General features: G+C 42.9%; 21 protein-coding genes. All 21 read left to right on the top strand.

Features of this window, described 5'->3' with window-relative positions; translation table 11 throughout:
- Positions 1-29 precede the first annotated feature (29 nt).
- The 21 genes from rpiB (at position 30) to R4Z09_RS29700 (ending at position 19,984) form a co-directional block, all read left to right on the top strand.
- Complete coding sequence (gene rpiB, locus R4Z09_RS29800; protein WP_338450226.1) at positions 30-473, top strand: ribose 5-phosphate isomerase B; 444 nt, start codon at positions 30-32, stop codon at positions 471-473.
- Positions 474-836: 363 nt separating this feature from the next.
- Positions 837-1,397, top strand: coding sequence for a TIGR01440 family protein (locus tag R4Z09_RS29795; protein ID WP_338450225.1), 561 nt, complete (start codon positions 837-839; stop codon positions 1,395-1,397).
- Positions 1,398-1,696: 299 nt separating this feature from the next.
- A complete protein-coding gene (glyA, locus tag R4Z09_RS29790; protein ID WP_338450224.1) occupies positions 1,697-2,938 on the top strand; it encodes a serine hydroxymethyltransferase in 1,242 nt (413 codons plus the stop codon).
- Between the two features lie 300 nt (positions 2,939-3,238).
- Entirely contained in the window at positions 3,239-3,868 is a 630-nt protein-coding gene (upp, locus tag R4Z09_RS29785) for a uracil phosphoribosyltransferase (RefSeq protein ID WP_338450223.1), read from the top strand.
- A gap of 250 nt (positions 3,869-4,118) precedes the next feature.
- Complete coding sequence (gene wecB / locus R4Z09_RS29780) at positions 4,119-5,261, top strand: non-hydrolyzing UDP-N-acetylglucosamine 2-epimerase (protein ID WP_338450222.1); 1,143 nt, start codon at positions 4,119-4,121, stop codon at positions 5,259-5,261.
- A gap of 775 nt (positions 5,262-6,036) precedes the next feature.
- On the top strand, positions 6,037-6,831 hold the full coding sequence (locus tag R4Z09_RS29775; RefSeq protein WP_338450221.1) for an ABC transporter ATP-binding protein: 795 nt from the start codon (positions 6,037-6,039) through the stop codon (positions 6,829-6,831).
- The gene (locus R4Z09_RS29770) at positions 6,828-7,652 is read left to right on the top strand and encodes an ABC transporter permease (protein ID WP_338450220.1); all 825 of its coding nucleotides are present in this window, start codon (positions 6,828-6,830) and stop codon (positions 7,650-7,652) included. The genes R4Z09_RS29775 and R4Z09_RS29770 overlap by 4 nt, the downstream gene beginning before the upstream one ends.
- A 50-nt stretch (positions 7,653-7,702) precedes the next feature.
- Positions 7,703-8,737 carry an ABC transporter substrate-binding protein gene (locus R4Z09_RS29765; RefSeq protein ID WP_338450219.1) on the top strand — a complete coding sequence of 345 codons (1,035 nt, stop codon included), beginning with the start codon at positions 7,703-7,705 and terminating at the stop codon, positions 8,735-8,737.
- Between the two features lie 256 nt (positions 8,738-8,993).
- Entirely contained in the window at positions 8,994-11,258 is a 2,265-nt protein-coding gene (locus R4Z09_RS29760; protein ID WP_338450218.1) for a S8 family serine peptidase, read from the top strand.
- A 347-nt stretch (positions 11,259-11,605) separates the two neighbouring features.
- Positions 11,606-11,830, top strand: coding sequence for an AtpZ/AtpI family protein (locus tag R4Z09_RS29755; protein ID WP_338450217.1), 225 nt, complete (start codon positions 11,606-11,608; stop codon positions 11,828-11,830).
- Positions 11,830-12,204 (top strand): ATP synthase subunit I, encoded by a 375-nt coding sequence (locus tag R4Z09_RS29750; RefSeq protein ID WP_338450216.1) that lies wholly within the window; start codon positions 11,830-11,832, stop codon positions 12,202-12,204. Before R4Z09_RS29755 ends, R4Z09_RS29750 begins: the two co-directional genes overlap by 1 nt.
- A gap of 24 nt (positions 12,205-12,228) precedes the next feature.
- Positions 12,229-12,939, top strand: a complete 711-nt coding sequence (atpB, locus tag R4Z09_RS29745) for a F0F1 ATP synthase subunit A (RefSeq protein ID WP_338450215.1) — start codon at positions 12,229-12,231, stop codon at positions 12,937-12,939.
- A gap of 71 nt (positions 12,940-13,010) precedes the next feature.
- A complete protein-coding gene (gene atpE / locus R4Z09_RS29740; protein ID WP_071393288.1) occupies positions 13,011-13,223 on the top strand; it encodes a F0F1 ATP synthase subunit C in 213 nt (70 codons plus the stop codon).
- Positions 13,224-13,407: 184 nt separating this feature from the next.
- On the top strand, positions 13,408-13,932 hold the full coding sequence (locus tag R4Z09_RS29735; RefSeq protein WP_338450214.1) for a F0F1 ATP synthase subunit B: 525 nt from the start codon (positions 13,408-13,410) through the stop codon (positions 13,930-13,932).
- A complete protein-coding gene (locus R4Z09_RS29730; RefSeq protein WP_338450213.1) occupies positions 13,929-14,465 on the top strand; it encodes a F0F1 ATP synthase subunit delta in 537 nt (178 codons plus the stop codon). The genes R4Z09_RS29735 and R4Z09_RS29730 overlap by 4 nt, the downstream gene beginning before the upstream one ends.
- Positions 14,466-14,488: 23 nt before the next feature.
- Entirely contained in the window at positions 14,489-16,000 is a 1,512-nt protein-coding gene (gene atpA, locus R4Z09_RS29725) for a F0F1 ATP synthase subunit alpha (RefSeq protein WP_338450212.1), read from the top strand.
- A 244-nt stretch (positions 16,001-16,244) separates the two neighbouring features.
- Positions 16,245-17,105 (top strand): F0F1 ATP synthase subunit gamma, encoded by an 861-nt coding sequence (locus tag R4Z09_RS29720; RefSeq protein ID WP_338450211.1) that lies wholly within the window; start codon positions 16,245-16,247, stop codon positions 17,103-17,105.
- 79 nt (positions 17,106-17,184) lie between these two features.
- Positions 17,185-18,597: a F0F1 ATP synthase subunit beta gene (gene atpD / locus R4Z09_RS29715; protein WP_338450210.1), complete on the top strand. Its 1,413-nt coding sequence runs from the start codon at positions 17,185-17,187 to the stop codon at positions 18,595-18,597.
- A gap of 22 nt (positions 18,598-18,619) precedes the next feature.
- Positions 18,620-19,027 (top strand): F0F1 ATP synthase subunit epsilon, encoded by a 408-nt coding sequence (locus R4Z09_RS29710; protein ID WP_338450209.1) that lies wholly within the window; start codon positions 18,620-18,622, stop codon positions 19,025-19,027.
- Between the two features lie 68 nt (positions 19,028-19,095).
- Complete coding sequence (locus R4Z09_RS29705; RefSeq protein ID WP_338450208.1) at positions 19,096-19,221, top strand: hypothetical protein; 126 nt, start codon at positions 19,096-19,098, stop codon at positions 19,219-19,221.
- Between the two features lie 379 nt (positions 19,222-19,600).
- Positions 19,601-19,984 (top strand): nuclease-related domain-containing protein, encoded by a 384-nt coding sequence (locus R4Z09_RS29700; RefSeq protein ID WP_338450207.1) that lies wholly within the window; start codon positions 19,601-19,603, stop codon positions 19,982-19,984.
- Positions 19,985-20,649: the final 665 nt, after the last annotated feature.

Raw genomic sequence — 20,649 nt, 5'->3', positions numbered from 1 at the left:
ATTAACCGAAAACGAGGAGGAAAACGAAAATGAAAGTAGCAATCGCATCAGATCACGGTGGCGTAAATATTCGTGAGGAAATCAAAAAATTAATGGACGAGCTTGGTATTGAATACCAGGATTTCGGCTGTGAATGCGGTACGTCAGTGGATTACCCAGACTATGCGCTGCCGGTAGCGGAAAAGGTGGCTAGCGGTGAATTTGACAGAGGAATCCTTATCTGTGGGACAGGCATCGGCATGAGTATTGCAGCAAACAAGGTAAAAGGAATCCGCTGTGCGTTAGTGCATGATGTGTTTACGGCGAGAGTAACCCGCGAGCATAATGACAGCAATATTCTCGCCATGGGTGAGCGCGTAATCGGGCCTGGCTTAGCACAGGAAATCGCGAAGACATGGTTAACCGCTGAGTTCGAAGGCGGGCGTCATGCGAACCGGGTTGGGAAGATTACGGAGTATGAGAATCAGCATTAATATGGGGTGAGGCGCGTCCTGAGGTGTGTAGTGGAGCCCGAAAATTATGTAAAAAGTTAAAAACGGTCGCTAATGAGGCTTATTGGAGACCGAAATGAAGGTAAATGAGAAAAAAGGGTCACCAATAAGACCTATTGGAACCCAAAAGCAACGAGAAAAAGGGAAATCGGTAACCAATAAGACCTATTGGTGCCTGAAATCAATGAGAAAAATCCAAATGGGTCGCAATGGGGTGTATTGGTGCCCGAACACAATGAAAAAAAGCTAATTCGGTATCCAATGAGATGCAGTGGTGCCCAAAATCAACAAGAACTTCCAGTCAATTATGAATTGACATAAAGGAAAGGGATGAGCTTTCACATAATGACTATACAAGAACAAACCCAAAAGATTCTAGCTGACTTCCGTAGTCTAGTTGAGCTGCGGCAAGGGCAGATATTTGTAATTGGCTGCAGTACCAGCGAAGTGAACGGAGCGAGAATCGGAACATCAGGGACAATTGAAACGGCGGAAATCCTATTTAATGAATTTAAAAAGTTCCAGGAAAGCACTGGGGTTGAGCTTGCCTTTCAGTGCTGCGAGCATTTAAACCGGGCACTTGTGGTGGAACGGGCCACAGCTGAAAGGCATGGATTTGAAATTGTATCCGTTGTACCTGTCCGTAAAGCAGGCGGCTCCATGGCAACTTATGCCTATGAACATATGAACGATCCAGTGGTTGTCGAATTCATTCGCGCTGACGCCGGTATCGATATTGGCGATACCTTTATCGGCATGCACTTAAAGCATGTTGCCGTTCCGATTCGTGCATCCATCAATACGATCGGAGATGCCCATGTGACCCTGGCCAAAACTAGACCAAAGCTCATTGGCGGAGAGCGGGCTGTGTATAAGAGTACAAAGGATAATAAGTCTTGCCAGTGATCTGATCGGCTGTTTAATCAAATGATCTGTAGGAAAAGCTGAATGTTCGGTTTTAGAGCATATGGGAATTGGAATAAATTGCCCAACAAGGTCATTACTCCTACTAAAACCTACTACAAAGCCCTTGTTTTACAAGCGAGGGCTTTGTAGTAGGTAGAAAAGTCGAAAAAAGGAGAAAATCCTTATATTTTGGAAAAAATTCTATTCAATTATTCGGAAAAACGTGTTAAGATATAAAAAGTTAATTTTCAAACTACGTAGATTATTTCATTCAGGATATAGGATAAGGGGGACAAATGATGAAACATGTAGCACAGCAAGATGAAAAAGTTTTTAAAGCGATACAACTTGAACTTGGCCGTCAACGTTCAAAGATTGAATTAATTGCATCGGAAAACTTTGTAAGTGAAGCAGTAATGGAAGCACAAGGATCTGTTTTAACAAACAAATATGCAGAAGGATATCCAGCAAAACGCTATTACGGCGGTTGTGAATATGTCGATATCGTCGAAGATATTGCCCGCGATCGTGCGAAGGAAATCTTCGGTGCTGAGCATGTGAACGTACAGCCTCACTCTGGTGCACAAGCAAACATGGCTGTTTACTTTACAATCCTTGAGACAGGCGACACCGTTCTTGGAATGAACCTTGCTCACGGCGGTCACTTAACACACGGAAGTCCGGTTAACTTCAGCGGCGTTCAGTATAACTTTGTTGAGTATGGCGTAGACAAAGAAACACAATACATTGATTATAACGATGTAGCAGAAAAAGCGCGTCAGCATAAGCCAAAGTTAATTGTTGCTGGTGCAAGTGCGTATCCACGTGAAATTGACTTTAAAAAGTTCCGTGAGATTGCTGACGAAGTAGGCGCCTATCTAATGGTAGATATGGCCCATATCGCCGGTCTTGTAGCAGCTGGAAAGCATCCAAGCCCAGTGCCACATGCTCACTTTGTGACAACAACAACACATAAAACACTACGCGGACCACGCGGCGGTATGATTTTATGTAAAGAAGAATTTGCAAAAGCAATTGATAAATCCATCTTCCCTGGTATCCAAGGTGGTCCGTTAATGCACGTAATCGCGGCAAAAGCAGTTGCCCTTGGTGAAGTGCTTCAAGACAGCTTCAATGACTATGCGCAAAATGTCATCGACAATGCTAAGCGTTTAGCTGAAGGATTACAAAAAGAAGGTTTAGGCCTTGTTTCCGGCGGTACCGACAACCACTTATTACTTGTTGATTTACGTTCACTTGGTCTAACTGGTAAAGTGGCTGAGCATGTACTTGATGAGGTCGGCATTACAGTAAATAAAAATGCGATCCCATACGATCCTGAAAAGCCATTCGTAACAAGCGGTATCCGTATTGGTACAGCTGCTGTAACATCACGCGGCTTCGGTCTTGAAGATATGGACGAAATTGCGTCAATCATCGGTTTAGTATTGAAAAACCATGAAGACGAATCAAAATTAGATGAAGCAAGACAACGTATTGAAGCATTAACAGGCAAGTTTGTGCTATATCCTGAATATTAATAGAGTAAAGCCGGCCTCTGTGAGGGGTCGGTTTTTTTGTAGGCGGGTATTGGTGAATTTTAGGGCAAGTGAGGTTAAAGTGAGGCTGACATCGGTATACGGGTTCAGGGCAGGTGAGGCCGACCGCAACGCGCGCTTTTGCTAAACTTTTGGTTAGTTGTTACACTTAGGGATAAGTTGTCTGTTTTTTTACACTTTTTGTTACGTGTTGCCCTCAGGGTCTTTTTTCTGTAAAATAAAACGAAGTGAAAACAGACTCTGATTTTACAAAATTAGACAGGTACTAAAGGAGCGATTCTTGTGGCAAAAGTATATGTTTTTGACCATCCACTTATCCAGCATAAACTAACATACATTCGACAAAAGGATACAGGAACAAAGGAATTCAGAGAGCTTGTTGATGAAGTGGCAACATTGATGGCCTTTGAAATTACGCGCGACATGCCTTTAGAAGAAATCGAAATTGAAACACCGGTTCAAAAAACACAATCAAAGGTGTTGACAGGTAAAAAAATTGGTCTAGTTCCAATCCTTCGTGCCGGAATTGGAATGGTGGACGGCGTTCTGAAATTAATCCCGGCTGCAAAGGTTGGACATATTGGTCTATACCGCGATCCGGAAACATTAAAGCCGGTTGAATACTACGTAAAACTTCCTAGCGATGTGGAGGAAAGAGACTTCATCGTTGTGGATCCAATGCTGGCAACAGGCGGATCTGCGATCGAAGCGATCAACTCATTGAAAAAGCGCGGCGGCAAACACATCAAGTTCATGTGTTTGATTGCGGCACCAGAAGGCTTAGAAGCGTTAAAAGAAGCGCATCCTGACGTTGATATCTATATCGCGGCACTAGATGAAAAATTAAATGACCACGGCTATATTGTTCCTGGATTAGGAGACGCCGGGGACAGATTGTTTGGTACGAAGTAAAACGAAATGCGGAGACGCCTTACCCCGCCGCGACCAGCATAAGTCGAGGCGGGGGTGAGGTTCGCTCTTTAACCTCATCCCCGGCTTGGCTTTGACTCGAGCGGCTAGGCGTCGAAGCTGGACAACTAATGCGGAAGCACCTTGTTGTTTTAAATTTATACTTGAATATAAACAAATGAAAGAGAAGGTTGAATTTGACCTTCTCTTTTATTAAAATGAAATACTTTATTATAGAGAAAGGGTGATAGGTATGAATCGCCCCATTAAAGTGATGACGATTTTTGGAACAAGACCGGAGGCAATCAAAATGGCACCGCTTGTACTGGAGCTGAAAAAACAGCCGGAGCACTTCGAATCGATTGTAACGGTGACCGCTCAGCACAGGCAAATGCTTGATCAAGTATTGAGTATTTTTGAGATTGTTCCTGATTATGATTTGAATATTATGAAGGAGCGCCAGACGCTAGTGGATGTGACTACACGCGGGCTTGAGGGACTTGATCGCATCATGAAAGAAGTTCAGCCTGATATTGTGCTTGTCCATGGGGATACCACGACGACCTTTGTCGCGAGTCTTGCCGCGTACTATAATCAAATAACAGTCGGGCATGTGGAAGCGGGTTTAAGGACATGGAATAAATATTCACCGTTCCCGGAGGAGATGAACCGCCAGATGACAGGGGTTATCGCCGATCTGCATTTTGCACCGACATCGAAGTCAGCAGGGAATTTACTGCAGGAGAATAAACCGGAGGATCGGATTTTCATTACCGGAAATACGGCAATTGATGCCTTGAAAACGACGGTTAAGGATGATTATAGCCATGAGATTTTGCTTGGTGTCGGGGACGACCGTCTCATTTTAGTAACTGCCCACCGCCGCGAAAATTTAGGGCAGCCGATGCGGAACATGTTCCGCGCCATCAAACGGCTTGTCGAAGAGCATGAGGATGTCAAAGTGGTGTATCCTGTCCATATGAATCCGGCTGTCCTTGAAGTGGCCGATGAAATCCTTGGGAATGACCCGCGGATTCAATTAATCGAACCCCTTGATGTGATTGATTTTCATAACTTTGCCTCCCGGGCCTATCTGATTTTAACAGATTCAGGTGGTGTCCAAGAGGAAGCTCCATCCCTTGGCGTGCCGGTTCTAGTGCTGCGCGATACGACCGAGCGCCCGGAAGGAATCGAAGCGGGTACGTTGAAGTTGGCGGGGACAGAGGAAGAGACAATTTATCGGATGGCAAAGGAACTGCTGACCAATCCGGCTGAGTATGAAAAAATGGCCAAAGCCGCCAATCCGTACGGTGACGGTCAAGCCTCCCGCCGTATTTGTGAGGCGATTCGTTTTTATTTTAAAAAATTAGATGTACGGCCTGAAGAATATAAGTAAGGTGGAAAACTGACTCTCGGTTAGGGGGTCAGTTTTTTTTGTGGAGTATTTTTTCTAAAAATAGTAAAAGTACGGATAAGTGGCGGAAAACCGCGGATAAGTCCCCAAAAACCGCGGATATCTGGTCAAAAACCGCGGATAAGTCCCCAAAAACCGCGGATATCTGGTCAAAAACCGCGGATAAGACCTCCAAAATCGCGGATATATTCCAGGCCCTCCGAAAAAAGGTCTCTTTAATGATTATTTAGACGCCGATTTTATAAAAAGAACCTTTTTCTGATGACTTAAACCCCGTTCCCTCTTCGAATCTTGCAAGAAAACCGCAAACGGAATCATTTTTGCAAAATGGCCAATTTCTGAACTAAAACCAGTTAATTTTGTTCTTCTCCAGGAAAAAGGGAAGCAATAGAACCGTCCCTCTGCTTCCGATGTCTGAAATCGGTCGAATAAATCCGCCAGAGACTGCCGTTATTCCCTCATAAATTCAGGGGAATCTCTCCAAGAACTGTCGGTATCATTCAGGTGCTCTGAAAAAAGGTCAATTTAATCGGTGAAAAGATACTAATTGTGTTGGTATTTGTTGGTAATGGTTTTAAAGGGGTTTGTTTCAGGTTGTGGAATATTTAATCCCGAGAATCAATTCTGAAAGTTACATAAAGTCCAGCACGGTGAACTCCGCATAAAAATGCGTTCTTATAAACACAAGGCAAGAAACTTAAAAGATCATCAAATGTAAAGATCATCAAATGTTATTACCGGAAAAAGGAGGTCAAACATGAGTACGACTGTTGAGCAAATCAATGAGTCAAAGGTACAGGTGAGGATGGAGGGCGTGTACAAGTCATTTCCAAAGGGAAATAGGCAAAATCAAGTCCTTAGAGATATTAATCTTGAAATCAAAAAGGGAGAGTTTATCTCCTTGCTTGGGCCAAGTGGATGTGGAAAGTCTACTTTATTAAAAATGATCGGCGGATTGCTTGAATCAACAAGTGGTCAGTTAATGGTGGGGAATGACGTCATGAAAGGGCCGCGAAAAGAAATCGGCTTCATGTTTCAAAAGGCCGTTTTGCTGCCGTGGAGAACGGTTGAACAAAACTTGCTGTTACCGGTTGAGATTGCCGGCGGGAATATCGCAGCGGCTAAAAGCAGAATACATGAGCTGCTTGAACTGGTCGGCCTAAAAGGCTATGAGAGTTATTATACGAAGGAGCTTTCAGGCGGGATGCAGCAGCGAATTTCCCTGGCCCGCACCCTCATTAATGATCCTGATATTTTACTATTGGACGAGCCATTTGGTGCTTTAGATGAATTTACACGGGAAAATTTGAACTTTTCCCTTATGGATATTGCCGAGAAAAGTGGAAAAACGGTCATTTTGGTTACTCATAATATTAACGAAGCAGTGCTCATGTCTGATCGAGTGATCGTTATGGGCATCAATCCGGGGCATATTCTGGAGGATCTGAAGATTGGGATTCCAAAGCCGCGAACCGACCAAGCCATGGCCATGACACAGTATTCGGAGCATGTCTTACATATTCGCAGTCTATTGGGGGTGGGGAGATCATGAAGGCCACAACAGAAAACCAAGTCATTATTAATAAAGAGAAAAAGACGATTAGACCTTTTTTGAAAAAAGAAACCGTCATCTCAATCACCCTGTTAGTGGTGCTGTTGGGACTGTGGGAACTCCTTAGCCGAACCGGCGTTTTCCATGAACTGATACTGCCGGCTCCATCGTTGGTTGCGATGGCAACCTGGGAATTATTAACGTCATCCTTTTTTTATTTGCATTTCGGTGTCACGATGTACGAAACAATTGCCGGATTTTTAATTGGCTCACTTTTGGCCATCATTCTGGGCATCACCGTTTCGTCCAATGTAATGATCTATAAGGTATTAAATCCATTTATCGTCGTATTCCAGGCGGTTCCGAAAATCGCCCTTGCACCTATTTTTGTAACGTGGTTTGGGTTTGGACCGTCGGCAAAGGTTGTGATGGCGATTACGATTTGTTTTTTTCCGACCTTCGTTAATACAGTGGTGGGCTTGAAATCGGTGGATGAAGAAAGCCGGCTGCTGTTCCAATCGATGGTGGCGAAGAAAAGGGATGTTTTTTTCAAGCTATCCTTGCCAACCGCCTTGCCCAATATTTTTGCCGGGCTGAAATCATCCTTAACCTTTGCCTTAATCGGGGCGATTGTCGGTGAGTTTGTCGGCGCAAATGAAGGGATGGGCTTGCTCCTAGATACGTTCAATTTTCAATTAGAAATGGCCAAGGTATATGCCTTGATTGTAATTTTATCTATTGTGGGGTTACTGCTGTATCTGATCATTGAGTGGCTTGACCGCAAGCTCATTTTCTGGGGTGACCACGATAAAATCATTTAATCTTTTCGGAGTTTATATATATAAGTCTTATATAACGAGGGGGAATACTGATGAAAAAGCTAACGTCGATCATTGTGCTGTTGGCATTACTGCTGCTGTCAGCCTGCGGAAATTCGGAAACAAAGGAAGTAGCGGGGTCTTCAAATGGGAAAAGTAGTGAAAAGGTTCCGCTATTACTGGCAGCAGAGGGGACTGCTATGTACTATGCTTATATTGCGCGGGATAAAGGCTTTTTTGAAGATGAAGGCATTGAAGTTGAGCTGCTTCCAGGGAAAGGCGGATCGTATGTCGTCCAGCAGGTTGGGGCGGAAACGATTGATATGGGAATTATTGCAGTGAACTCCGTGCTGCCGGCATGGGATAAAGGGATTGATATCAAAATGGTCTATCAAGTGAATACGACCAATCTGTTTGATTTTATGGTCCCGGAGGATTCAAAGGTGACCGATATCAAACAGCTGAAAGGGAAGGTGATCGGTGTAACTGATTTGGGCAGCGGTGAGGTTCCGATGGTGCGCTCGATTTTAACCAGCGCAGGTTTAAACCCTGACCAAGATGTGACGATACGGGCGATAGGGGCGGATGGAACGTCAATTTTAACCGCGTTTGAAAAAGGGGAAATCGATGCCTTCAGCGGCGGTGCGCATGATTTGATTTCGCTTTACGGTAAAGGATTTAAATCGAGATCATTGGTACCGAAAGAATATAAATCAATCCCGTCAACAGGAATTATTGCAAATGGAAAAATCATGGAGGAGAATCCGGAGATAGTGGAGAAAATAACCCGTGCGGTGGCAAAGGCAACGGATTTTGCAATAAATGATCCAGATGCAGCCTATGAGTTGATGAAAAAGGCGGTTCCGGAGCAATATACCGATGAGGAAATGGGAAGATTATTCCTCGACACGTTCATTGGCTTGTCGACCCCAACCGATCCGGAAAAAGGCTACGGCTACATCTATAAAGATTCCTGGAAAAAGCTCGTGGAGCAATTTAGCGATGGGGACGATCCTGTCGTAAAAAATAAAATTAATTTAGATGAGTATTTAGACTCCAGCCTGCTTGAGAAGGCAAATGATTTTTAAGGGATAATTGATATAGATTGGGGGAGAGCTTGGCTTGGCTCTCCCTTTTGGATGGTGTATTTTTCCATAGAAAGTAAAAGTGCGGATATGCAGTGAAAAAGCGCGGATAAATGGTCGAAAACCGCGGATATATAGTCAAAGAAACCGTGGATAAGTGCGGCAAAACCGCGAATATATTCGAAGCAAAAGAACCGGCCCTCTACTTCTGCATACATTCCCTCGTATAAGAAAATCATAAGGAAAAGGAGGGCGCTTTATGAAAAAACTCAGTAGCTTATTGGTATTATTTATTTTAATATCGATTATTCCAGTGCAGCAGGTTCCTGTTGCGGAGAGCCGGGTGTTAAATGTGCCTCCGCTTCCGAAAGAGGATGGGAAAATGGAGCAGGTTGCGATTTTTCTCACAAAAAATGAGCTTCAGGACAATGAGCTTAATCAGCTACTCAAACGTTATCCAAACATTACAGTAAGAAATTCCTTTAAATATGCCTTAAAGGGTTTTTCAGCTAAAGGACCAAAAGAGCAGCTTGAGCAGCTGGCGAAGGATCCGGAAATTGCTCAGTCTTCCGTGGTTAATCACTATAATGCTACTGATATCAAAGCACTGCCGAACCAAGGTGATAACCTCGAGATGATTGGCGCTGACCAAGTGAGAGGGATGTTTGATGATGATCACAGACGGCTGACTGGAAAAGGAGTAAAAGTAGGAGTGATCGATACCGGGATTGATTACCTTCATGAGGATTTAAGGAACAGCTATGGCGGCGGGCATGATGTTGTGGACGGCGACGGGGACCCGATGGAGACGACGGGCATCGACGGCGCGGCGACCCTGCATGGAACACATGTAGCTGGAATTATTGCAGCAAATGGAAGAATCAAAGGAGTTGCCCCGGAAGCAGTGATTTACGCTTACCGTGCATTAGGCCCTGGCGGCATGGGGACGACTGAACAGGTGATTGCAGCCATTGAGCAGGCGATTAAGGACAAGGTCGATATTTTGAACTTATCACTTGGGAATAATGTGAACGGTCCTGACCTGCCATTAAGTGAAGCGCTGAACAATGCAGTCGATCACGGCATCACCGCCGTCACGTCATCGGGAAATTCAGGTCCAAATGTTTGGTCAGTCGGATCACCTGGTACGGCGGCAAAAGCCATATCAGTTGGGGCCTCAACACCGACAATGAAAATCCCTTATATTGAAATTGACGGCAAACAGATAAGATTGGAGCCGCTGCTCGGATCTGTTATGTGGGATTTAGACCGTACCTATGAACTCGTGGACGGAGGCATGGGGAAACCGAATCAATTAAAGCATGCTGAAGGGAGAATTGCCCTTATCGAGCGCGGAGAGATTACCTTTTCTGAAAAAGTAATGAACGCAGAAAAAGCGGGTGCGAGGGCTGTTATTATCTATAATAATACAAAGGGACCCTTCTTCGGAAATCTTGACCGAACCAGCGAGATTCCAGTTATGGGCATTTCAAAAAGTGATGGAAAAGAGTTGACGCAAAAAATTGAAGAAGGATATGTGCTAGTGAGGACTAATATAATAGAAGAAAAAGATACTATTGCAGAATTTAGTTCAAGGGGGCCGGTCACTACTTCCTGGGAAATAAAACCGGATTTACTTGCCCCGGGGGTGGCGATTCTTAGTACAATTCCGGGCGGCTATCTCAGCCTGCAGGGTACCAGCATGGCTGCTCCACATGTGGCCGGTGCATGTGCCTTGATTAAGCAGGTCCATCCTGATTGGCGGCCGGAGCAAATCAAAGCGGCACTCATGAATTATGCTAAGCCGCTGCGGAAAGGGAGCGGTGAATTTTACAAGACTTATGAGCAAGGGGCAGGCCGTATTCAGCTGAAGGAGGCGGTTGAAGCAGAGGTGTTAATCTATCCTGCATCATTGCAGTTTGGCAAGTTTCAACTGTCTGATAAGCCCCATGAGCACCAAGCAGTTATTACGCTTGAAAATACGTCGCAAAGGCCGCAAAAGGTCACTTTTGAGGTTCCGAAAAAGGAACCGGGACTGACTTGGCATATGCCTCTGCCTGTTTATTTGGAAGGGGGCGAAAAAAAAGAGGTAACGATTGAGATGGCGGCAGATCCGAATTTTTTTACGAAGAAAATCCAGGATGGACAGCTCTCGCTTCATATGGATGGAAAAGACATCAGCATCCCATATTTATTTGTCTTGGAAGAGCCAAATTACCCACGTGTGATGGGGTTTGACTTTGGAGCCGGAGACGGTGAAGGCAAGTACCGTTATGAAGTTTATCTGCCGGGCGGAGCGGAAGAGTTTGGAATAGCGTTGTTTGATCCGGATACGTACCAATTTGTGCAGTACCTGGATTGGAAACGCAATACGGGTAAAGGTCTAATCCAGCAGGACATCCCTGTCGAAAAACTACCGCCGGACGGCTTATATATGTCGAAAATCTTTGCCAGAAAAGCGGGGAAGGAGGACTGGATCGAGATGTATATTCAAATATCCAAAACTATAGATGTACAACAATGATTTCAAGTTATCAATAGTGGAAATGTTGAAAATGTGAAGAAAATGTGAACACAAACCGCGTCATTATGACATTTTCAGACTTTTCACTACAAACCAATTGACAAGCGAAATGTGGCTATTGTATGCTTACAAGGGTAGAATGAGAAGGTTTTCACGTAAAATTTGTGTCTAATTTTCGACAACATCATTGCTGGCACATAAAATTCACAAAATATTACCTTTTATTATTTTAAAATCTTTATTGGTTTTTTTCTAAACACACCTTATAATAAAAAGGATGGTTTTGTGGGTATTTTTTTGAAATGGACTTTGTCGAAATTTTGGATGGTTTGAAGGAGACTGAGTTCATGAGTCAAAATCGTCGCCCTTTCAAAGCCATTGCCTTAATGTCAGCCATTTTGTCGCAGCTTGTCGGCACCATTTTAGTTGGCATTTTCCTGGGAAGATGGTTGGATGGTCTAATCGGCACGGCACCATTGTTCTTAATACTTGGTTTGCTCGCTGGATTAGCAACGGGAATCTTCGCAATTTTCCGCACGATACAACATTTCTACCGGGAGAACGATGAATAATGCTGCAATTTAAAACGATGTTCACAAGAGAGCGCAAATACATAGTTTACTTGTTGGCTGTTTACGTACTTGGGTGGGGCTTTACGTCCTATCAAGCAATATTTTTAGGACTCATACTTGGTACAAGCCTGAGCCTTTTTAATTTGTGGCTTTTAGTAAAAAAGATTGACCAATTTGGTAAAGTGATGGAGAAGGGCGGGAAGATGCGCTCACTCGGAATGATGTCACGGATGGCAGCAGCTATTTTCGCTGTGTTACTGGCGGCGGAATATCCTGAGTATATCCATCCTGTTTCTGTGGTTTTTGGATTAATGACAGCTTATCTTGTCATTATGATAGATAGTTTTCTACAGCTTTTTCAATCGCAAAAATAGTAGGGGAAGAGAGGTGAATAACAGATGAATCATGAAGCTCCTATAATAGAGTTTTTAGGCTTAAGTTTCAATTTAGCCAATGTATTGATGATTACAGTTGCAAGTGTCATTGTATTTATCATTGCAGTTCTTTCTACCAGACGACTTGCCATGAAGCCAACTGGCATGCAAAACTTCATGGAGTGGGTCATGGATTTTGTCAAAGGTATTATTAATAGTAGTATGGATTGGAAAGATGGCGGGAGATTCCATGTACTAGGGATCACCATTATCATGTATATCTTTGTTTCAAACATGCTTGGGTTGCCGTTTTCAGTCACATATGACGGAGTACTGTGGTGGAAATCACCTACAGCTGACCCTGCTGTTACACTGACTTTAGCTGCCATGATTATTGGTTTGTCACATTATTATGGTGTTAAATTAAGGGGGTTCGGGGCCTACGGAAAGGAATTTTTCAAACCGTTTTGGTTCATGTTCCCAATTAAGATTATCGAGGAGTTCGCTAACACATTAACGTTAGGTCTTCGTCTTTACGGTAATATCTACGCGGGGGAAATCCTGCTTGGACTTCTAGCCGGAGGTCTGGCAACAGGAGTAGGCGGCACAATCGCAGCCATTATCCCAACGCTCGCATGGCAAGGATTCTCAGTCTTTGTCGGCGCAATCCAGTCATTCATTTTCACTATGTTAACAATGGTTTATTTATCACATAAAGTGAGCTCAGACCATTAAAAATAGATACACTGTTCATACTATGGACAAAAAGAATATAATTTTCATAAATTTAAGGAGGAAATATTATAATGGGTCTTTTAGCAGCAGCAATAGCAATTGGTTTAGCAGCACTTGGTGCCGGTATCGGTAACGGTCTTATCGTATCTCGTACAGTTGAAGGTATGGCACGTCAGCCAGAAGCAAAAGGTATGTTACAAACTACAATGTTCATCGGGGTTGCGTTAGTTGAGGCGATTCCTATCATCGCGGTTGTTATTGCATTCATGGTTATCGGTGGCTAATCCAGTCATATCGATGTGTAAAATGGCGAAGATATCTTACAGAACCTTCGCCTTTCCTTTATCATCTTTTTTTTGCAAAAATGCATGTAAATTGTAAAATTGTGTTATTTCACTTTGGAAATGATTCAAATTTCTATAGATGAAAGTATTGAAGTGCTAAACTCTTGAAGGGAGTGAATCGAGGGTGTTAACAAACGGTCTAGTATTAGGTGCCACTGCACATGCAGGCTTTAACAGCGGGGATATTATATTCCAACTTGTTATGTTTATCATATTGATGGCTTTATTGAAGAAATTCGCTTGGGGTCCGTTAATGGGCATCATGAAGCAGCGTGAAGACCATATCGCTGGTGAAATCAGTGCGGCTGAACAAAGTCGTGTTGAGTCCAAGAAACTATTAGAAGAACAGCGTGAACTATTAAAGCAAGCGCGTTCGGAAGCTCAAGAATTAGTAGAGAATGCGAAAAAGCAAGGCGATGTCCAGCGTGAAGAAATTATCACAGCTGCACGTGCTGAAGCAAACCGCTTGAAAGAAAGTGCAAAACTTGAGATCAATCAGCAGAAGGAGCAGGCAGTTGCGGCAATCCGCGAACAAGTGGCTTCTTTATCCGTATTAATTGCTTCTAAAGTAATCGAAAAGCAATTAAATGAGAAAGATCAAGAGAAATTAATTAATGATTACATTAAGCAGATAGGAGAAGAGCGATGAGTGATGCAGCAGTAGCAAATCGCTATGCGTATGCTCTTTTCCAACTTGCAAAAGAAAAACAACTTCTTGAACCAATGGAAGAAGAACTTCGTGTAGTGAGAGAAGTAGTAAGTGGAAATACGGGATTAAATACGGTTTTGAAGTCACCTAAGGTTTCAAAGCAGGAAAAAGAACAGTTGATCCGCAAGGCTTTTTCAGCTGTGAATCCGTATGTACTAAATACCTTATTAATTCTCATTGACCGCCATCGAGAAGATCATATTGCTCAAGTGGCAGATCAATTTATTACATTGGCAAATGAAGAAAAAGGAATTGCAGAAGCAACTGTTGTTTCTACTCGTCTTTTAACAGAAGAGGAAAGCAAAGCCCTTTCTTCTACATTTGCAGCTAAAGTAGGAAAGAAATCTCTACGTATTGAAAATAAAGTCGATTCCAATTTGCTCGGCGGCGTAAAAGTCCGCATCGGAAACCGTATTTTTGATGGCAGCCTTCAAGGCAAGCTTGAGCGTTTGGAACGTCAATTGTTACGCTAAGTTAGTAGATAGGGGTGAAACTCATGAGCATCAAAGCTGAAGAAATTAGCGCGCTGATAAAAAAGCAAATTGAAAATTATCAGTCTGAAATTCAAGTGAGTGATGTAGGTACGGTTATCCAAATTGGTGACGGTATCGCCCGTGCTCATGGCCTCGACAATGTCATGGCTGGAGAGCTTCTTGAATTTTCAAACGGCGTTATGGGTTTAGCGCAAAACCTTGAAGAAAATAACGTCGGTATCGTTATCCTAGGACCATACAATGATATCCGTGAAGGCGATGAAGTTCGCCGTACAGGTCGTATCATGGAGGTTCCAGTTGGTGAAGAACTAATTGGACGTGTCGTGAATCCAATCGGACAACCAGTAGATGGTTTAGGTCCTATTAATACAACAAAAACTCGTCCGATCGAATATTTAGCACCAGGAGTTATGGATCGTAAATCCGTTCATGAGCCATTACAAACTGGTATTAAAGCGATCGACGCTCTTGTTCCAATCGGACGCGGACAACGTGAGTTAATCATCGGTGACCGTCAAACAGGTAAAACATCTGTTGCAATTGATACAATTTTAAACCAAGCTGATCAAAACATGATCTGTATCTATGTTGCGATTGGACAAAAAGAATCAACAGTCCGCGGGGTTGTTGAAACATTACGTAAAAACGGTGCATTAGATTATACAATCGTTGTAACAGCATCTGCGTCACAACCAGCTCCATTACTATATCTTGCACCATATGCAGGCGTTGCTATGGGTGAAGAATTCATGTTAAACGGTAAGCACGTTCTTATCGTATATGATGATTTAACAAAGCAAGCATCTGCTTACCGTGAATTATCATTATTACTTCGTCGTCCTCCAGGTCGTGAAGCGTATCCAGGGGATGTATTCTATCTGCACTCACGCTTACTAGAGCGTGCGGCTAAATTAAGTGATGCAAAAGGCGCTGGTTCAATCACAGCACTTCCATTCATTGAAACACAAGCAGGGGACGTTTCTGCTTATATCCCAACAAACGTTATCTCTATTACAGACGGACAAATCTTCTTACAATCTGACTTGTTCTTCTCTGGTGTACGTCCAGCGATCAATGCCGGTTTATCCGTATCCCGTGTTGGTGGATCTGCCCAGATTAAAGCGATGAAGAAGGTTGCCGGTACACTTCGTCTTGACCTTGCTTCATACCGTGAACTTGAAGCGTTCGCGCAGTTCGGATCAGACCTTGATGCGGCAACAAAAGCAAAGCTTGAGCGTGGTGCTCGTACTGTAGAAGTACTTAAGCAAGATTTGAACAAGCCGTTAAAAGTTGAAAAGCAGGTTGCAATTCTTTATGCACTTACTCGCGGTTTCTTAGATGATATTCCAGTTGGCGATATCCGCCGCTTTGAAGCTGAATTCTTGGCATGGTTAGATCAAAACCGTAAAGAAGTCATCTTAGATCATATTGCAACAACGAAAGAACTGCCTTCTGATGATGATATGAAAGCTGCAATCAATGACTTCAAAAAGACATTTGCAGTTTCTGAGTAATAGATCGTTAACTTCATTCTGCAGAAGTCTTCCACTTCTAAAAAGTAGTGATGTGAGAAAAAAGGCCTTCTGATTAAGAATGGGTTAAACCCCGGCTGAATGAAGTTAAGCCTCCGGCGGATGCCTCGGATTTTTTAAAGGTAATTTATTGAGCGAGCTCGATAAAAATCCGGGCGCAAATTCGACGAGCGAATTTGATTAAGAAATGCCAACCGTATTGGTTGATCAAGGGTGGTGAGAACCTATGGCATCTTTACGCGACATAAAGTCACGTATTACATCGACTAAAAAGATGAGTCAAATTACAAAAGCGATGCAGATGGTTTCTGCGGCGAAGATGAACCGTGCAGAACAAAATGCTCGATCTTTTGTTCCATATATGGAAAAGATTCAGGAGGTCACAACCTCTGTGGCACTTGGAGCAAAGGACTCTAACCATCCAATGCTAAAATCACGTCCGGTGAAAAAGACAGGTTATATTGTCATTACAGCCGACCGTGGACTAGCCGGATCGTATAACAGTAATATTTTGCGCCAAGTACACCAAACAGTAAAAAGCCGTCACAAGTCAAATGATGAATTTGCAATCATTGCACTTGGCCGTGTAGGACGGGACTTTTTTACAAAAAGAGGCATGAATGTCATCCTCGATATTATTGGTCTTCATGATCAGCCTGCTTTTGCCGATATAAAGGACTTTACGAATAAAGCAGTCAGCATGTTTTCTGATGGCACATTTGATGAGTTGTACTTATTCTACAGCCACTATGTCAATGCCATCAAATATGATGTGACGGAGAAGAAATTACTTCCATTCGGAGACTTGGCTTCAAATTCTGGAAAGTTAACATCCTATGAGTTTGAACCGTCTGCAGAGGAAATCCTGGAAGTCTTGCTGCCACAGTATGCGGAAAGCTTGATTTACGGTGCTGTTTTAGACAGTAAAGCAAGTGAGCATGCAGCTCGTATGACAGCAATGAAGAGTGCTACGGACAACGCAAATGATATTATTCATAACTTGAGTTTGAGTTACAACCGTGCACGTCAGGCTGCGATCACACAAGAAATTACAGAAATCGTAGGCGGAGCCGCCGCCCTCGAATAAAGAATAGAATGGGGTTGTAGAGACTTATCTGTGCTCTACCCCCTAAAGTTTGTTTCATAGAACAATAGGAGGGAAAATGATGAACAAAGGACGCGTTGTTCAAGTTATGGGTCCGGTTGTTGACGTAAAGTTCCAAAGCGGTCAGCTTCCAGAACTCAATAACGCATTGAGAATCGCAACTCGTAATGAAGATGTTGAAATCAGCCTTACTCTTGAAGTTGCCCTTCACTTAGGCGATGACACAGTTCGTACGATTGCGATGTCTTCAACAGATGGACTAACCCGCGGCGTTGAGGCTGTTGATACAGGTGCACCGATTTCTGTTCCTGTAGGTAACGTAACACTTGGTCGTGTATTTAACGTTTTAGGAGATGCGATCGACTTAGGCGATCCAGTTCCTGCGGATGTTCGCCGCGACTCTATTCATAGAGAAGCACCTAAATTCGAAGAGTTATCAACTGAAGTTGAAATTCTTGAAACAGGTATTAAAGTAGTAGACCTTCTAGCTCCATATATCAAAGGGGGAAAAATCGGTCTATTCGGTGGTGCGGGTGTTGGTAAAACCGTACTTATCCAGGAATTAATCAATAACATCGCACAAGAGCACAGTGGTATTTCCGTATTCGCTGGTGTTGGTGAGCGTACTCGTGAAGGAAATGACCTTTTCTGGGAAATGACTGACTCAGGCGTTATCAAGCAAACAGCGATGGTATTCGGACAAATGAACGAGCCTCCTGGTGCACGTATGCGTGTTGCCTTGACTGGTTTGACAATGGCTGAATATTTCCGTGATGAGCAAGGACAAGACGTGTTATTGTTCATTGATAACATCTTCCGTTTCACACAAGCAGGTTCTGAGGTTTCCGCGTTACTTGGCCGTATGCCATCTGCCGTTGGTTATCAACCAACACTTGCTACTGAAATGGGACGTTTACAAGAACGTATCACTTCAACTAACAAAGGTTCTGTTACATCTATCCAAGCGATTTATGTACCTGCCGATGACTATACTGACCCGGCACCGGCTACAACATTCGCTCACTTAGATGCAACAACAAACCTTGAGCGTAAACTTTCTGAGATGGGTATCTACCCTGCGGTGGACCCATTAGCATCAACTTCTCGTGCATTGTCACCTGAAATTGTTGGCGAAGAACACTATGATATAGCTCGTAGAGTGCAATCTACGCTGCAAAAATATAGAGAATTACAGGATATCATCGCGATGTTAGGTATGGATGAGCTTTCTGATGAAGATAAGCTTGTCGTAGCACGTGCGCGTCGTATCCAAAACTTCTTATCTCAAAACTTCCACGTTGCTGAGCAATTTACAGGACAACCAGGTTCTTACGTTCCTGTAAAGGAAACAGTTAGTGGCTTCAAGGAAATCCTTGAAGGTAAATACGATCACCTTCCAGAGGATGCATTCCGTCTAGTAGGCCGTATTGAAGAAGTTGTGGAAAAAGCAAAACAAATGGGTGTAGAGGTATAATTTCGGACCAGGAGGGTAAAAAATGAAGACGATCAAAGTCAGTGTTGTTACTCCCGACGGCCCGGTGTATGAGTCAGATGTAGAGATGATTAGTACAAAAGCTCAAAGTGGAGAGCTGGGAATTTTACCTGGCCATATCCCAATGGTAGCCCCATTACAAATCGGATCCGTTCGTCTGAAAAATGGGGGTAATACAGAATTCGTAGCAGTAACTGGCGGATTGTTAGAAGTTCGTCCAGACCAAGTAACGATTCTAGCCCAAGCTGCCGAAACAGCAGAACATATCGATTTAGACCGTGCACTGAAAGCCAAAGAACGTGCAGAGCATCGTCTACACGAAGTAAAACAATCCAACGTCGACTTCAAGCGTGCCGAACTCGCGCTGAAGCGTGCGATCAACCGGATTAACGTTTCTAGAAGAGATGTATAATAGATGATGGATACCCACTTCGCATTGCGGAGTGGGGTTTTTTTGTTTTGTGGTAGAGGAGGGGGATAGTGCAGAGGCAAAGGGCTAGTACAAGGGGCGGCAGTGTAAGCGGTGGCCGGTGCAATGACGGTGGAAGCGGGGGGACGGTTCTTTTGCTTCCGAAATTGGAAGGAAAAGTAAAATTACGGATATGAGGGCTAAAACCGCGGATATAATTCTGGAACATCAAATGGGGGTTTTTTACTGGGGGTTCCATCTATTAATATATGTGGATTCATACATAGGGGTAATAAAAAGACCTATTTCAGGAGCTAATTTCCTGCATTTTTTAAATTAAGCAAAGCCTACGGAGAAATATCCAAGCAAATTTCCTCTATTCTACCTCCATTTTCATCTATTAAATTTCTATTCTTATGGAAGAGACATAAATCTATAGATAAATAGTTAGTAAACCTACAAAACCTATTAATTTCTTGGGAAATAATAATTTTACTACTTTACAAAAATAAAAAAGAAGGAAATGTAACTTCCAACCGCGAATGAAATGGTATCCATTTAAAGGAGTTGATCAGCTTGAACTTCATAAATGAAAGAAAGGTTCCGCTGCGGCTAAGACAGGCTGAGGCACTGTTAAATAGATTGCTGAGGAATCATCGAAAGGTTCCGGAATTAGAAAAGGAAATCCCGAAACGAAGGAAAGGATTTCGCGGTGAAAAGCATGTGGACTATCACCTTACATTTTTACCAAAGGAAAAGAATTATTCAATTATAAGGGATATCATGATAGAGACAGAGGAAGTTACTTTTCAAATGGATACGCTGCCTATTTCCCCCAAATACCCTCTTATCATAGATGCCAATAATGTTTCTGGCACATTTCACATCGACCGTCATACGGAACAACTCAGATGCACGATAGGCGAGAACGAGCAGGGATATTCAAATCCCATTTCGTAGTTGGAACGCCAACGAAAGCTTTTGCAGGATTGGCTGCAGAAATATTTTGAGCCAATGACCGTTGAATTTATTGCCGCTTTTCATGAAGGAAACTCTTTTTTTAAAACCGAGTTAATGGATAAGAGATTGTTCCAAAGAATTGTTTTTGCCGATAATATCCTCCGGAAAATTGAATCCTTCGAAAGACTGCACAACAACAAACCTCCATTAAATGAAAAGAAAATCCGCAAATTGAAAAAGCTCCTAATTAAACATAACCAACCCGTGCTGACTCATATACTTGAGCTATATGGTATTTCAAATACAGAAATAATCAGTGGAGTACAATGCCCAACTGTCTGCTGTTTGGAATGAAGTGGATCTCTTATTCATGGCACTGCCCAAACTGCAAAGAAATCTCCAAAACAGCACACATTAAAACAATTTAAGAATACCTTTTATTGAATTATTCAATGACAAATAGGCAATGTAAAGATTTCATTAATCTATCCTCACCGAACACCGCTTACCGTTTTATCCAACAACTGAATTTGCCTTTCACTGGAAATAACAAGGGACAAAAATACTATTTCGAATTAAAACAAGAATGAAAGCTTGTTTGTTGAATAAGTTAGGTTTAGAAGGGGTTTTGTAGGTTAAGTAGATAAATAGTAATTGAATTACAT

The sequence above is a fragment of the Niallia oryzisoli genome (assembly GCF_036670025.1).
Lineage (GTDB): Bacteria > Bacillota > Bacilli > Bacillales > Cytobacillaceae > Bacillus_BD > Bacillus_BD oryzisoli.
The sequence above is the reverse complement of the archived record's forward strand: the minus strand, read 5'-3'. Positions and strand labels throughout refer to the sequence as shown.